This is a genomic window from Helcococcus sueciensis DSM 17243 (assembly GCF_000423145.1).
Lineage (GTDB): Bacteria > Bacillota > Clostridia > Tissierellales > Peptoniphilaceae > Helcococcus > Helcococcus sueciensis.
Genome location: NZ_AUHK01000002.1, coordinates 87,210 through 101,971, shown reverse-complemented (window position 1 = coordinate 101,971; position 14,762 = coordinate 87,210). Strand labels below are relative to the sequence as shown.

The window sequence follows — 14,762 nt, the reverse complement described above, 5'->3', positions numbered from 1 at the left end:
ATGGTTAAACGTGGCTCTCCATATCTTAGATGGGCTTTCCTCAATGCTGCTAGGTTAGTAGCTATGAGAGATCCTTGCTTTAAAGAATATTATCAGAGAAAGAGAAAGGAAGGTAAACACCACTTCGTTGCTCTTACACACGTTGCTAAAAAGCTAATTAGAGTTATTTTTAAATTACTTAAAACAAACACTCAATTTGTTCCTCAGACTTAACTTCATCTTTTAAACTAGCCTTTTATTAAGGCTTATTTGTCATGCAAATTTTTATTAAATTGTCTTTTGGTATATCTTTCATAAAGTTATTTATTTTATACTTGACTTCATATAGTTAGTCTTATTTTGATGCATTTCCCGCTACATTTAATGGATCCCATGTAGGTGAGAATGGTGGTGAATATGGGAAATCCATAAATCCTAATTCATCAACAGTAACTTCTTTATGGATTGCTACAACCAATGCTGTAATTCTTTCAATTCCTTTTTTCCCAAATATTTGTCCACCTAATATTACTCTAGTTTCTTTATCATATATTAATTTTATAAATATATCTTCTTGGCCTTTTAAATATGAAGTTTGATTTTTTGCTTTTATAAATGTTGCTTTGTAATTTAATCCAAGCTCTTTAGCTTTTTCTTCTGTAAGCCCAGTAGATGTAGCTCCATATTCTCCAACTTTTATAGATGATGAACCAAGAGCCCCAATATATGATTTTTGATTTTCGGATACTATGTTTTCTCCTACCAATCTTCCCATTTTATTTGCATAAGTTGCAAGTGCTGCATAAAAATTATTTGTAAATTTATTATGAACTGTTGCACAGTCTCCAGCAGAATATACATCTTCAATACTTGTGCGACCGCAATCATCGACAATGATTGCACCATTTTTAATCTTTTCAAGTCTACTATCATCAATAAATGAAGTATTTGGTCTAAAACCTAAAGCCATTACCGCTGCATCACAAGGAATTTCTTCTTTATCGGTAATCACAGCAATTGCTTTATTTCCATCAGTTTTAAAACTTTCATATGTGTTTCCAAACTTGAATTTTATACCATGCTCAATAGCTTTTTCTTTTATCATTTCAGAGATTTCATCATCAAAAATATTTTTCAATAAATCATTTTCTCTATGAACTACTGTAACATTTTTTCCGATTGAAACTAATTGTTCAGCAACTTCTAGACCGATAAATCCAGCACCAATAACTACAATATTTTCTATTTCATCTAGCTTTGCTTTCAATCTATTAGCATCATCTTCTTTTACCATTGTAAATACATTTTCGCTGTCTGAACCTTCTCCAAATACTACAGGTGTAGCTCCTGTACATATAGCTAATTTATCATAAACTCTTTCAAACTCTTCACTATTTTCTAAATTTTTAATATTTACTTTTTTATTGTCAAAATCAATACTCAAAGCTTCATGTCGACTTAAAACTTCAATTCCTTGTTCTTTAGTTTTCTCGATTGATCTAGCATACATTCTATCTGCATTATCAAATTCTCCACCTAAATAGTAAGGAAGTCCACAAGCTCCAAATGAAAGATAGTCATTTTTTTCGATAATTGTAACATTTGCTTCAGGATTTGTTCTTTTAGCTTTCGCTGCTACAGAAGCTCCTGCTGCAATTCCTCCAATAATTAAAATATTCATAGATATTCCTTTCTTTTATCTCTTACATTTAATTATACATTATTGACGATTAAATTGATAATGTAATTTTAAAACTATAAATATAAAAAAAAATGTTAATCTATAATAAAAAAATGATGTTTTAAGATTATTTAATCCTAAAACATCATCTTAAAATTATTTATTCTTAAATCCAAGTAATCTTAAACCATTTAGAATTACCATTATTGTAGAACCTTCATGGAATACTACTCCTAATGGTAGATCTAAAATTCCAAATAGGTTTAACCCTATTAGAGCTATAATTACTGCTATTGAAAATATAATATTTTGATAAATAATTGTATTTAATTTTTTACTTAATTTGTAACTATGATATAGTTTATTCAAATCGTTTTTAACTATTACTATATCTGATGATTCCATTGCTATAGATGTACCTGAACCCATTGAAATTCCGATATCTGCATTGGCAAGTGCTGGAGCATCATTGATGCCATCTCCAATCATAGCTATAGTTTTTCCTTCTTGCATTTTTTCTTCTATAAATTTCATTTTATCTTCTGGATTCAATTCTGATCTATAATGTCTTATATTTAGATACTGCGCAACTTTATTTGCAACCTTTTGATTATCTCCTGTAAGCATTTCTATAATAATATTATCTTTATGAAAATCATTGATTGCTTCTTTTGCTGTTTCTCTAACTTTATCTAATAAAGCTATATATCCTACAACTTCATTATCTTTTGATACAAATGAAATTGTATTTCCTTCATTCTCCATTTCTAAATATTTATTCGGATCTTTATATCCTTCAAACATTGTCTTTTTACCTACTTTGATATCCCCCATTTGGACACCTTTTCCGGCTATTTCTTCAATATTTGATTCTTTAATTTCAGATATATCTAAATCAGAGAATTTGTTTACAATTCCTTGAGCTATTGGATGATTTGAATTATGTTCAATAAATACAACAGTTTTTAAAATCTCTTCATCTAATTTGTAGTCAACAACCTCAAATTCACCATAAGTAAGTGTTCCAGTCTTATCTGTAGCAATAATATCTACATCACTCAATACTTCCATCGCTCTACCATCTTTGAACAATATACCATTCTTAGCACCATTTGAAATTGATGATAATGTAGCTGGTGTAGCCGATGCAACTAATGCACAAGGGCTTGCAACTGTTAAAAGTACTATTCCTCTATAAAATGCTTCTTCAAAACTAAAACCATTTAAATAATATAGAGCCAATATAAATAATGGAACCACTACAAGTACCGATATTACATAAGTTGATTCTATTTTATCGATAATCTTAGCTTTTTTAGACGGTCTATTTTGAGCTTGTTCAACCATTCTTATAATATTGGAAAATACTGTATCTTTATTTTCTTTACTAACTTCAATTACAAATGAATTCCCTTCATTGATAGTTCCAGCAAATACTTCATCTCCTTCTGATTTAGTAACTGGAACTGACTCTCCAGTAAGTGATGCTTCATTTATTAATGATTCTCTATCTATAAAACCGTCAATTGGTAATTGATTCCCTTTTGACACTAAAACCTTATCTCCAATTTTTAGTTCATCTGTGCTTACTATTTCATAGTTTCCATCACTTGTAACTCTCTTAGCCTTATCTGGTAATTGTTGCATAAGCTCTTTGATCGCATTGCTAGATTTACCTGTTACATAGTCTTCTAATACCTCTGCACCAGCAAAAATAATCAAAAGCAATGCTCCTTCTGAAGCATAGTCAATTACTATTGCACCTAAAGCTGCCAGTATCATTAATAAATCGACATTTGGTGATTTATTTTTAATTGTATCTACGACAGCATTTTTAGTTGCATAATACCCTAAAAATAGGATTGCTATATAAAATATATATGTACTTAAGTTTTTATTGCTTGGTGATATAGCAAATCCCAATACGGTTAGTAGTATTCCTATGGAAAGAAATCTACCTTGCCTTTCTGAAATTAAATATTTTAACATTTTTATACCCCCTTGTTATTTTATGTAAAATATATTTCTAAAAAAAAAATCGCACTATAAGACAGTATGCTGTCTCACAGTGCGTTTAATAAACTTTCTGCTGCTACGCTTTTTGTAGCCCGGCTAGTAAACTTATACGTTTACCGCTTGTTTTAAATGAATCCTATCGGATTGTTTGTAACTATATTATAACATACACAAAAATAAATGCAAATTTTATTTAAATGCAAATAATATTGTTTTTATTTTATTAATGGTATAATGTATAAGAAATTATATTTGAGAATGGAGAAAATTATGAATTGTTTAATTGGACAGTCTGGTGGCCCATCTAGTGTAATAAATGCATCTCTTGCAGGTGTTATACAGGCAAGTATAGATAATGATTTGGATACAATTTATGTACTTAGACATGGAATCGAAGGATTATTATCCGATAATATTGCTGAAATAGATAAAGAGAAATATAAATCAAGTTTAGCAAATGACAGACTTAAAAGTCGCCCTTCGTCAATATTAGGATCTTGTCGATATAAATTACCAAATGATTTAGATTCTCCAATTTATGAAGACATATTTAATAAATTAAAAGAATTAAATATTTCATCTTTTATATATATTGGTGGTAATGATTCAATGGATACTGTAAAAAAATTAAATCAATATATTGAATATAAAAATATCGATTTTATAAATATAAATGGTTGTCCTAAAACAATAGATAATGATTTAATGCTTATGGACCACTCTCCAGGATTTGGGTCTGCAGCAAAATATATTGCAAATACAATACTTGATATACGTACTGATGTAGATATTTACGATGTAAATACAGTAACATTTGTTGAAATTATGGGAAGAAATGCCGGATGGTTGGCTGCCTCTGCACTTATAACAAATCTCCATCAAGATAGAGATGTAGTAAATTTACTCTATCTTTCCGAAAAATCTGTACACAAAGATCAGATAATAGAAGATATTAAATTAGCTTTTAAAAACGAAAAAAATCTTATAGTTGTTGTTTCTGAAGGATTTATGGATACCGAAAACTTTTTCAAAGAAGAAGTTTTTAGATCATATGATTTAGGATTCAATCATCCTATAATATCTGGTATATCTAGAAAATTAGCAGACTTTGTATATAAAGAACTTGATATTAAAACTAAAGCAGTAGAATTGTCTATAACTCAAAGAACAAATTACATGATTAGTAAAACAGATAGTGACGAAGCATTTAAATTAGGATATAAAGCTCTTGAACTGTCTATAGACAATACGAATTTAGTTCCTACACTGATAAGAAAAAATGACAGTCCTTATACAGTGGAATATTCACATGCTTATAGCTTTGATATAGCAAACAAGGAAAATTTAATTCCTGAAGAATGGCTATCAAATGAAAATACATTTAAAGAAAATATATATAAATATATACTTCCATTAATACAGGGAGAAATAAATCCTATTATAAAAAATGGACTACATAGTTATATTAAGTTAAACGAATTTACAAAATAATAGAAAAGGTAATCAGATTTCTTTCTGATTACCTTTTTTAATTCCATATATTAATAAGCATATTCATTTCCAGTTATATTGTTTAACCATTCTTTCTTTCTATATAGATTTATCATAAAGAAGAATTTAATAAACTCTTCTAAGCTTACAATTGTAAACACCCATTCTATAGGTAAATTCAATACTAAAACACCTATAAATGACATTGGAATTGCAAATAACCACATTGTGCATAATTCAAATATCAATGGTTTTTTTGTCAATCCACCAGCTCTAAAGAATCCAACAATCAATATACCATTAATAAATCTAAATGGTATGAATATTCCTCTAATAATTAATAATTTTATAGAAATATCATAAACATTTTTTTCTATACCTGTATACACTTTCATCAATAAATTTGGTAAACCAGATAAGGTTGCTAAAGATAAAAGTCCAATAATAACGGTTAATTGTATAAAATATCTAGCATGTCTTTCTACTCTATCTCGCTTAGATCTACCCAAATTATGTCCTATAATAACCGCAGCTGATGAATCAAGTGAGTTAACAATAATAAAGAAAACATTTTGTATGGTTCCTGTAAGTTGTATAGCAGCTGTTGCATCTTTTCCAATTCGTGAATATGCTATTGAAAACAATAATTGTCCCAATGACCAGAACATTTCAGCTACGATTATAGGTGTTGCAATAGGAAAGAATTTCTTTATTCTTTCTGTATCTATCTTTAATAAATCTATTGGTTTTACATTAAATAATTTATAATTATGTCTATTAATAAAAATTGTCAATAATATCACTTCAAAATATCTTGAAATTATTGTCCCTAAAGCTGCACCCGCTACTCCAAGAGCTGGAACTCCCAATTTCCCAAATATAAAAATATAATTAAAAAATACATTTAGAAAAAATGAAAGAACTGAAGCTAATAAAGGTTCTTTAACTCTATTTACTGATCTTAAAACTGCATTTAAACACATGGAAATAGCATTTGGTATAAAAGTTAATGCTACCAATGTAAGATATGAAACTCCATGAATTTTAACTTCATCATCAGGTATCAATATATGCATTATCTGATTAGGAAATATTAAAGAAACTACTGTAAAAATAACGGATACAATTAAAGAAATCTGAATTATTAAACTTAAATATTTCCTTACATTTTCTTCATCTTTTTTTCCATAATATTGTGAAAAGAACACTCCTCCTGCACTCGATACACCAAATATAATTACTGCAAAAAAGAATACATATTGATTGACTAAACCTACCGCTGCTATTTCAGAGCCACCCAATGAAGAAATCATCACTGTATCAGCCATATTAATAGACGTAGATATCAAAAATTGCAATGTTAATGGCAATGCAACGGCAATAAGTTGTCTTAAAAATCTTTTATCTTGAAAAAAATACTTTCTATTATCCATAATACACTCATCTCCTTAAAATATTAAAAAAATAGGCATAATGGATATTATATATTAAATTTATAGATTTATATAGTTTTGTTATTTATTTGTTTTATATTGTAAACGTACGCTTTCATGATACTGTATACTTAAATTTTAACTTTAGTAGTCTTAGGAATAGGAATTATAGAACCAAATAATGAGCTTTCTGTAAGGACGTGATTCTTGATTTTCTAAAGCTTAAAAATCTTATAATACTAATTCCTAAGATCACTAGCAAATTTCATTATGAGAACAAAAAATACATTGTTCAATAATTACTATAAAATAATCTTAAATTTTTGAGATGCCTTTTTTTATTATAAATTTTATTTTGTTTTTTATAATTATTATTCATATATAAAAAAATTCAATAAAACAAAACATATTATTGAAATGATAAAACCATCAAAAATAGGGCTTGCTAATATATATTCTATATTTTGAGATATCGTAATAACATTTGGAATAATCAAAACGCATGCTAAAATTAATAAGTAAATTGGGCTATTTTTTTTAAATTTAGAATCTTTATTAAAATAAATGGTGCTTATAAGTAATATAAAAAGTGGAATTGTATTTTTAAATGGAAAATTTGATTTGTTTAATAAAAAATATGAAAAAATCATCAAAGAAAAAATGATAGAATATATTTTTTTATTCATTATTTTACCCTCGTTATAATATTAAAGGCTTTAGGATAATCACCCTTTAAATTTTGATATATACACTGCCTAATAGCCTTTATTTTTTTAGTTTCTAACAAATAAAGATTTTGCAACCAATATTGATTTTGAGAATTTATAAACGATACACTGATATCTAAAAATAATAAAGGAAGTCCAGCTATAATTGCTTTAGCTCCTAATATACCTTTATAAGCCAGTAATGCTGCTAAACAAGTGATATAATACAACGGACTATTTTTTTAATTTGTGCATATGTCCTTAGTTTTTTTTGAAAATAATAAATTTATTATTTTCAACTTAATCATATAACAATGTTATGAAAATAACAATACTTTTTAATAAGTTTTAATCATCTGTAGAATTTAAGAATAATAGTTTTGAGAATTGACAGCTTGGACAATGAAATTAAAACAAAGTTTACATGTTGTTTACAGTTGGAGTTAATACCTATATGAGATTACATCATTCTCAAACCTGATATCATTATCTTCTCTAACATTCATCGTTTAATACCTATATGAAATTACATCATTCTCAAACATCATCATTGCACCTCTTCAAAATCTGCGTGTTTAATACCTATATGAAATTACATCATTCTCAAACTATCAGATGAGATATTATATGAAATATTTAAGTTTAATACCTATATGAAATTACATCATTCTCAAACTATTGTCTATTAGGTTCCTCCCTAACTCTTGTTTAATACCTATATGAAATTACATCATTCTCAAACAAACGGTCAAGCTTGATAGTGAAGATATAGGTTTAATACCTATATGAAATTACATCATTCTCAAACAATATGACATAATGTTTGGTAAAAAACGTAGTTTAATACCTATATGAAATTACATCATTCTCAAACTATCGTACTCGTTTAATTCATATGGTTTTAGTTTAATACCTATATGAAATTACATCATTCTCAAACTGACAGTAAAGCGTGGAAATCTTGTAGAGAGTTTAATACCTATATGAAATTACATCATTCTCAAACTAATAAAGTATTTGAATATACACATGCAAAGTTTAATACCTATATGAAATTACATCATTCTCAAACGTTGGTGAAGCACCTTTAGCACTTGCAATAGTTTAATACCTATATGAAATTACATCATTCTCAAACCTCAAATCCATGAGTAGAATCACTACATCATAAGTGGTAATTTCATATAAATATATTATTAAACTTCTAAATTATACGACATAAGTCGTTATCAAAAAGTATTCTATTAGAAATACTTTTATTCTCTATATAAATTGTATCATAGTTAATTATCAATATGTCATTTATTTCTATATAGTGTTTCAAATCCATTAATTCTTCTGATGTCAAATAATTAGATAAATTTATTGTATAGAAAATATATGTATTGAATATTTTTTGATACATATCTAAATATGAAATTAATTTATCTAAATACGAATCATAATCTACTTCTAGCTTTAATCCTACTGACTTAAATATATATGAAAAATCGACTTCATCATCTATATCTAAAGAATATGGGTAATCAAAAATAATCTCATTAATATAACTTACAATGTCACTATTTAATTCAATAGTATGTTTATAATGTTCTTCATTTTTAATAGTAGCAAGTAAATCTTTTATTACTTTATTTATTATTTTTTTATCTGAAAAATCTAAAAACAAAGCATTCGGTATAACATTATAATTCTTTACAACACTTTCACCCTCATACAAGCAAATAACTTCTTGATTATCTATATTTTCTACAATTCTTCTAAATTCTAATATGTTTTCCATTGTAAAATTACAATAATCACCATAATTTAATTCAAAACTTTCTGTTAACAATTCATAATACAAATTCATAATATTACCAAGCTCCTATCAGAATCTATAATATTAGTTTGTTTCTCCCCTACTATATATTCCATTGACTGAAACTGTTTTTCAGTTATAGTTAATATCTGGACTATTCCACTTTTAGGCTTTCTTTTTTCTATTCTCTCTTTCACAGTTCTAACATTAGTTTGATTCAAAGATAGCTTACAATATACGGATTCTTGCATCATAATAAAGCCTTCACTTAATAAAAACTTTCTAAAATCTCTATATTGCTTTTTGTCTTCTAATGTTATTGTAGGTAAATCAAAAAATACTATTGTTCTCATAAATCTATAACTCATAATCAATAAACTTTATTAATTCAGCATCTCCTTCTTCTAAAGCTTTAAATACTGACTTACAATACTCACTTATGGCATTTAATAATGTGTATTTTGTAGAACCAATTAATACTTCTTTTTCAAATATTGTAAGAATTTCCATTTTTTCTTCTCTACCAAAATATTCAGGATAACTTAAATATACAATTTTATCTATCATTGGTCTCAATGGCTCCATTAAATCACTTGCTAAATTATAATAATTAAATTGATTATCATGAAATATTCCAATTTGAGTCAAATATCCTGAAGCAATAATTTCTCTTGTAAAACTTGAAAGTAATAAAGTATAGCCATAATTCAACATTGCATTAATAGCATCGTCATCATTTCTTATAAAATCTTTTCCAAATAATGTATTAAAGTGAACTTTTGCTGCATGTCCTTCTCTATTACTTATATCACCTTCTTTGATTTCTAATACATAATTTAATAGTAAATTTGATTTTTCCTTACTTTCACAAGAAACCAAAACTGCCTGATTTTTTATCTTTTCTTTTATTATTTCTGTCCACACTTTTTTCTTAATAGACTCAGTCCAAGATATTTGCTTTCTAATAATCGCAACAGAATTATGCTTATTATAATAATTAACAATTTCTCCGATAGGATTATGATCTTTACCAGAAAAAATAATCTTTATTTTTTCTTCAACTAATCTTTCAATTAAAGCGGTAGTTATTGAAACTGTAGTAGACTCGATGATTAATATTGCAATATCTGGAATATGTACCTTTATTGTTTCATCTTTTCTTATTACCATATTATTTAATTTCAAGTCGAGTTTAGCTCGACCTGAAATTAATACTGTTCTCCAGCCCATTATATTATCCTTATTTTCTTTTCATATATACCTGAAATCGATTTTTGTATTATCATAAAAGAATTATATTTTTCTATATTTTTTGACAGTAAAGTTCTTCCAGATGCCTTAGCTAAACCAATTAAAGATAAATCTGAAGCCATTACAGTCTTATTTAATAAAATTAATAAATTATTTATTATAATAAATAATTCAGAAACTTTAACGTCATCAATTTTACTTTTATCTATCACCGGCATATTAATTCTATTAATATATGGTAATGATGATAATTTTTGTATAAGTTTATTCAATATTAATTTCATATTGAATATATCATTCTCTTCAATTTTATCCGTATTACTAAACATCCCCTTTTCATATTTATTTTGTAAAGTTTTTAATATGTTTAATTCTTCAATATTCCAGAAACTTTGCATATTAGGTTCTAATATAATTTGATTACCAGTCCTACCAGATATAAGATATCTAAAACCATTTACTTCTATTTCAGTTTTATACTTTATTTTTTTTATAATTATTTCAGGATTAATTAACCCTAATTCATCTGTCGAATATTTTAATAGTTTATCTTTATCTTCTTTTATCTCATTTGATAAATGTAATGGCACAAATTCAATAGTTTTTATTCTCTTTCCTTTTACAGTATGTTCTACCAAATAGAAATACGCACCGGTTAAGCTACTGTAACCACCATACTTGCTTATGTCGGATAATCTTTCATCTTTCTTAAGTGGTAGATATTTTGTATTTTTCTTAAAGTCTTTTTTACCTATAATTGTTGCATTATATAACGCACCCTTTTGTTCAAAAGCTTCACTACTAGTTAGAACAGAAGGTTTGTTTAACGTTTTTATAATTAATTCCTTACCCTTATCTGGCTCCCAAATAATTTTATCTCTAACTTTTTGTTGCTTCTCAAATATATGATTTAATGAATAATTTACTTGTTTAGATTTCCTATTTTCTTTTACAAAGTTTAATGGATTTGAAGTATATTTTTTGTTCCATACATCCCCAGCTATTATATTTAAGAATGCATCATGAGCATGATGTAAATCATTTGCTTCTCTAGATTTCAACACATTAAAATCATGTCTCAATTCACTAACTATTCCAGCCTTAACGGTAATAATCTTTATATCTGAATAATACTTTTCAAATAATTCTTTTACGACCTTTGTAGATTGTCTAGTTTCTACTAACTGTCTACTTATAAATCCTGCAAGTTCCTCATTAGTAAGTTCATCTTTTCTAATCAGTCTATTATATTTTTCTTTAGTTATAAATTCCTTATCTACAAGCAATTTCCACAAATTATATACTTTTGGATTATTTCTAATAGTACTTGGTACTGGATATATATCCTTTTTTTGATCCTGATTGGACTTTTTATTAACTAAAACCAAATTTGTTGTTATAGAATCATCTTTTTTCATACGTCTTGGTATTATATGGTCTATATCATATATCGTCTTATCAAACATATGGTTTAGATCAATATTCTCACCTGTATACATATCTTTACCAAGTTGAGAATAGTATAAGAATAAAACTTTACTTCTAAAATCAGATTCTTCTGTAGACTGAATTCCCTTTATTAATTTATCATATTCATAATCTGCTATTAATGATTCCTTATCATTCTTAATTGCTTTATATAGTTCAAGAAGTCTATTCTTTCTTGAAACAGTTTCTTTTTTTTCTTCATCAGATCTTGCCATTTCAATAAATATTTTTTTAGGTTTATATCCTTGCACTTTAACTAATTCTTCAGTTAATTTAAGTACTTGCCAGATCATTTTCTTGACTGAAGGTGATACATATAAAGAATCTATTACATCATAATCTAAATTATCTGAAAGTCCTGACAATCTTTCTTTTTCAATATAGCCTTTGAATGTGTATTTCGGTCCTTCAACGATTTGCATAAAATTATCATTCGTTAGTCGCATAAAATTAATAATGGAATCTTGTCTATTTGTTTCTAAATTAGTTTCTTTTATGCCTACTAAAAGCTTACGAGATAATCTTCCCCAATCCTTATATTTTAAACTAGTTATTTCTTTTATTTCATAAGCGGTTAAATTACTATATGTGTCTTTAATATATTTAGTTAAAAGTTTTTTATTACCTGTATGAATTGTTATTTTTTCAATTAAATCTTCAACCATTTCATAATCAAATTTATCTTTCAAAATATTAGTAAAATCAATATATGATTTTAAGTTTGATTTAATTTCTTGATTAGTTTCTCCTTTTTGAAAATCGTTTGGTTCAGCTTTATTTGTTCTTATTAAATATTCTCTAATTTTTTTCAAACTAACTCTAGGATCTTTTCTGTATAAATTTTCTAGAATATCAGCTTTAACATCAACAGATAAATAACTATCACCTATCTTTAATTTATTTAATTCGTTTAAAACCATATATTCTGAATATAGTAAAGAAGATTTTGGTAACACTGTTTCACTCGGTAAATAAGTGCATTTATTTAGCATACGTCTAATAAACTCATCTTCACTTTTATGAAGATTTACTACTTGTTCAAAATTCCACGGTTTGATCTTTTCATCGTTGTTTCTAAAAATCCACGCATTTCCACCATTATTTTTGTGATAGTCATTTAATGGTCCAACATAATATGGGATTCTAAATGAGAAAGTTTTGGATATTTTATCTCTTTTTGTAAAACCTTCTTCAATCTCATTGAATGAAGGATAGTCTTTTACTAAATTATCAAGTATACGTTCTAATTCAAATTGATGAATTTGATAAGGAATTACTGAGTTTTTAGATGAAATTTGTTTTAGTAGAAACTCATCTTTTTCAATTTTGTTCAAAATATCTTTTACATCATTATCATTTAAATCTGTATTTTCTTTAAGCATCTTTTTGATGTAATCTGCAAATTCTTGATTTGTAATCTTTTTGACTACAGTTTTCTTTCCGTTTTTTTCATGATGACCTAAATATGCCACATAACCTTTTGGATTATCAATACTCTTAAATATCTCGTTATATAACTTTCTTTCTTTAGTATTATCATATCTTTTTATAACTAGTTTTAACTTTTCTAAATATTTTTTATGTTCGTTATATCTTTCAACTTGTGCAAATGATAGAAACTCACTTCCACGTAATATATCTTGCAATAGTGTAAAATCATAAACGCTTTTTATTGTTGTAAATAATAAAATATCTTCACTTAAAACCGATTCGAAATAATCCAAATTTTCTTCATATGCTTCACCAGATAATAAAAAATCTTCTTTCTTATCATCTTTAAGTTTTTCAGCTATATTCTCATCATCAATAATATTTTTAACTTTTCCTTTTCCGGATATTATTAATTCAAAAATATTTTTTAAGACTTTACTTTCATCTTTGGAAAAACTATATCTATTAAGTAATTGTTTGATTTGATTCTTTTTATTTGTTTTCTTTTCATTAATATCGGAAATAATATCAAATGCTTCATCAATAAAATTTTCATCTATTTCTTCAATATATTTATCATTAAGTATGCTTATAAATTGCAATTTTAATGGCTCTATGTCTGTAACATTATTTAATTTTCCATCGATTAGAAAATGCCCTCTTCTTTTCATAATTTGATTAATAGCTAAGAAGTAAAGTCTAATATCAGCTTTCTTTTCATGTTTAATTAAGGATTTTCTTAAATGAAAAATTGTTGGATATTCTTTGAAATAATCTTTATCTGTGTAATTTTTGTCATTAAATAAAGAATACTTTCCACTTACTTTTTTATCTTCAACCCAATATTTACTTTCATCCATTCTTTCATAAAATTCTGGGTCTACTTTTGAAATTTCATCTTCAAAAATTTCTCTTAATATTTGTAGTCTTGAATTTCTTCTCATTAATCTTCTTCTATTAGATTTATGAACTCTTCTATCAGCAGCAGTTTGAGCTTCTTGAAAAAATCTTACACCCCATAAGTCCTTTCCTTTAGATCTCATTAAATTATATTCCTCATCAGTAACTGCCCACCCTATAGTGCTTGTACCTATATCTAACCCAATGTAATAATCTTTCTTTACCATTATTTCTCCTTATCATTGACAAAAACTATTTTATTTGAAATAATATAAGTATCTCATTAATACCTATATGAGATTACATCATAAGTTCAAATAAAAATTTATTCACATCGCTGTGAAGCTCGCATTGGCGGACTAAACAAATCTTCGGATTTGTTTTTTTATTTTAAATATTAAATATTTTATCAGTATAATATATATTTTAACATAATATTAATATATATTTAACTAAAAATGAAAACCTTTGCAATTTTTCAAAAAAATCTTTTTCAATATATTTTAGATAAGTTAAAAAGTAACTATAGTGATTTCTATTTTACTGCAGTTTATTAAGGTTTAAATGCTTAAAATGTAACTTAG

Annotated in this window: 9 protein-coding genes and 1 CRISPR repeat array; of the genes, 2 read left to right on the top strand and 7 right to left on the bottom strand. The window is 26.3% G+C overall.

Annotated elements, in window-relative coordinates:
• Positions 1-213 (top strand): transposase (locus G534_RS0101295; RefSeq protein ID WP_027347514.1); only part of this gene is annotated, 213 nt, incomplete at its 5' end.
• Between the two features lie 121 nt (positions 214-334).
• Here the strand turns inward: G534_RS0101295 and G534_RS0101290 are convergent.
• Together G534_RS0101290 and G534_RS0101285 are read right to left on the bottom strand one after the other, a co-directional pair.
• Complete coding sequence (locus G534_RS0101290) at positions 335-1,660, bottom strand: CoA-disulfide reductase (protein WP_027347513.1); 1,326 nt, start codon at positions 1,658-1,660, stop codon at positions 335-337.
• Between the two features lie 156 nt (positions 1,661-1,816).
• Positions 1,817-3,649 carry a heavy metal translocating P-type ATPase gene (locus G534_RS0101285; RefSeq protein ID WP_027347512.1) on the bottom strand — a complete coding sequence of 611 codons (1,833 nt, stop codon included), beginning with the start codon at positions 3,647-3,649 and terminating at the stop codon, positions 1,817-1,819.
• Positions 3,650-3,946: 297 nt separating this feature from the next.
• Here G534_RS0101285 and G534_RS0101280 point away from each other — a divergent pair, with 297 nt between their 5' ends.
• Positions 3,947-5,167, top strand: a complete 1,221-nt coding sequence (locus G534_RS0101280) for a diphosphate--fructose-6-phosphate 1-phosphotransferase (RefSeq protein ID WP_027347511.1) — start codon at positions 3,947-3,949, stop codon at positions 5,165-5,167.
• Between the two features lie 50 nt (positions 5,168-5,217).
• Here G534_RS0101280 and G534_RS0101275 read toward each other — a convergent pair whose 3' ends face one another.
• From G534_RS0101275 to cas9, 5 genes are all read right to left on the bottom strand, one after another.
• Positions 5,218-6,600, bottom strand: coding sequence for an MATE family efflux transporter (locus G534_RS0101275; RefSeq protein WP_034595824.1), 1,383 nt, complete (start codon positions 6,598-6,600; stop codon positions 5,218-5,220).
• A gap of 1,148 nt (positions 6,601-7,748) precedes the next feature.
• Positions 7,749-8,445: direct repeats of the CRISPR family, unit length 36 nt; unit sequence GTTTAATACCTATATGAAATTACATCATTCTCAAAC.
• A gap of 66 nt (positions 8,446-8,511) precedes the next feature.
• Positions 8,512-9,159: a type II-A CRISPR-associated protein Csn2 gene (csn2, locus tag G534_RS0101260; RefSeq protein WP_027347507.1), complete on the bottom strand. Its 648-nt coding sequence runs from the start codon at positions 9,157-9,159 to the stop codon at positions 8,512-8,514.
• Positions 9,156-9,476, bottom strand: a complete 321-nt coding sequence (gene cas2, locus G534_RS0101255) for a CRISPR-associated endonuclease Cas2 (protein ID WP_240470407.1) — start codon at positions 9,474-9,476, stop codon at positions 9,156-9,158. Before cas2 ends, csn2 begins: the two co-directional genes overlap by 4 nt.
• Complete coding sequence (gene cas1, locus G534_RS0101250) at positions 9,466-10,338, bottom strand: type II CRISPR-associated endonuclease Cas1 (protein WP_027347505.1); 873 nt, start codon at positions 10,336-10,338, stop codon at positions 9,466-9,468. Before cas1 ends, cas2 begins: the two co-directional genes overlap by 11 nt.
• Complete coding sequence (gene cas9 / locus G534_RS0101245) at positions 10,338-14,405, bottom strand: type II CRISPR RNA-guided endonuclease Cas9 (protein WP_034595823.1); 4,068 nt, start codon at positions 14,403-14,405, stop codon at positions 10,338-10,340. The genes cas1 and cas9 overlap by 1 nt, the downstream gene beginning before the upstream one ends.
• Between the last annotated feature and the right edge of the window lie 357 nt (positions 14,406-14,762).

Coding starts and splice junctions, on each gene's coding strand:
- G534_RS0101290 (WP_027347513.1), bottom strand. CDS start 1,660: ATGAATATTTTAATTATTGGAGGAATTGCAGCAGGAGCTTCTGTAGCA.
- G534_RS0101285 (WP_027347512.1), bottom strand. CDS start 3,649: ATGTTAAAATATTTAATTTCAGAAAGGCAAGGTAGATTTCTTTCCATA.
- G534_RS0101280 (WP_027347511.1), top strand. CDS start 3,947: ATGAATTGTTTAATTGGACAGTCTGGTGGCCCATCTAGTGTAATAAAT.
- G534_RS0101275 (WP_034595824.1), bottom strand. CDS start 6,600: ATGGATAATAGAAAGTATTTTTTTCAAGATAAAAGATTTTTAAGACAA.
- csn2 (WP_027347507.1), bottom strand. CDS start 9,159: ATGAATTTGTATTATGAATTGTTAACAGAAAGTTTTGAATTAAATTAT.
- cas2 (WP_240470407.1), bottom strand. CDS start 9,476: ATGAGTTATAGATTTATGAGAACAATAGTATTTTTTGATTTACCTACA.
- cas1 (WP_027347505.1), bottom strand. CDS start 10,338: ATGGGCTGGAGAACAGTATTAATTTCAGGTCGAGCTAAACTCGACTTG.
- cas9 (WP_034595823.1), bottom strand. CDS start 14,405: ATGGTAAAGAAAGATTATTACATTGGGTTAGATATAGGTACAAGCACT.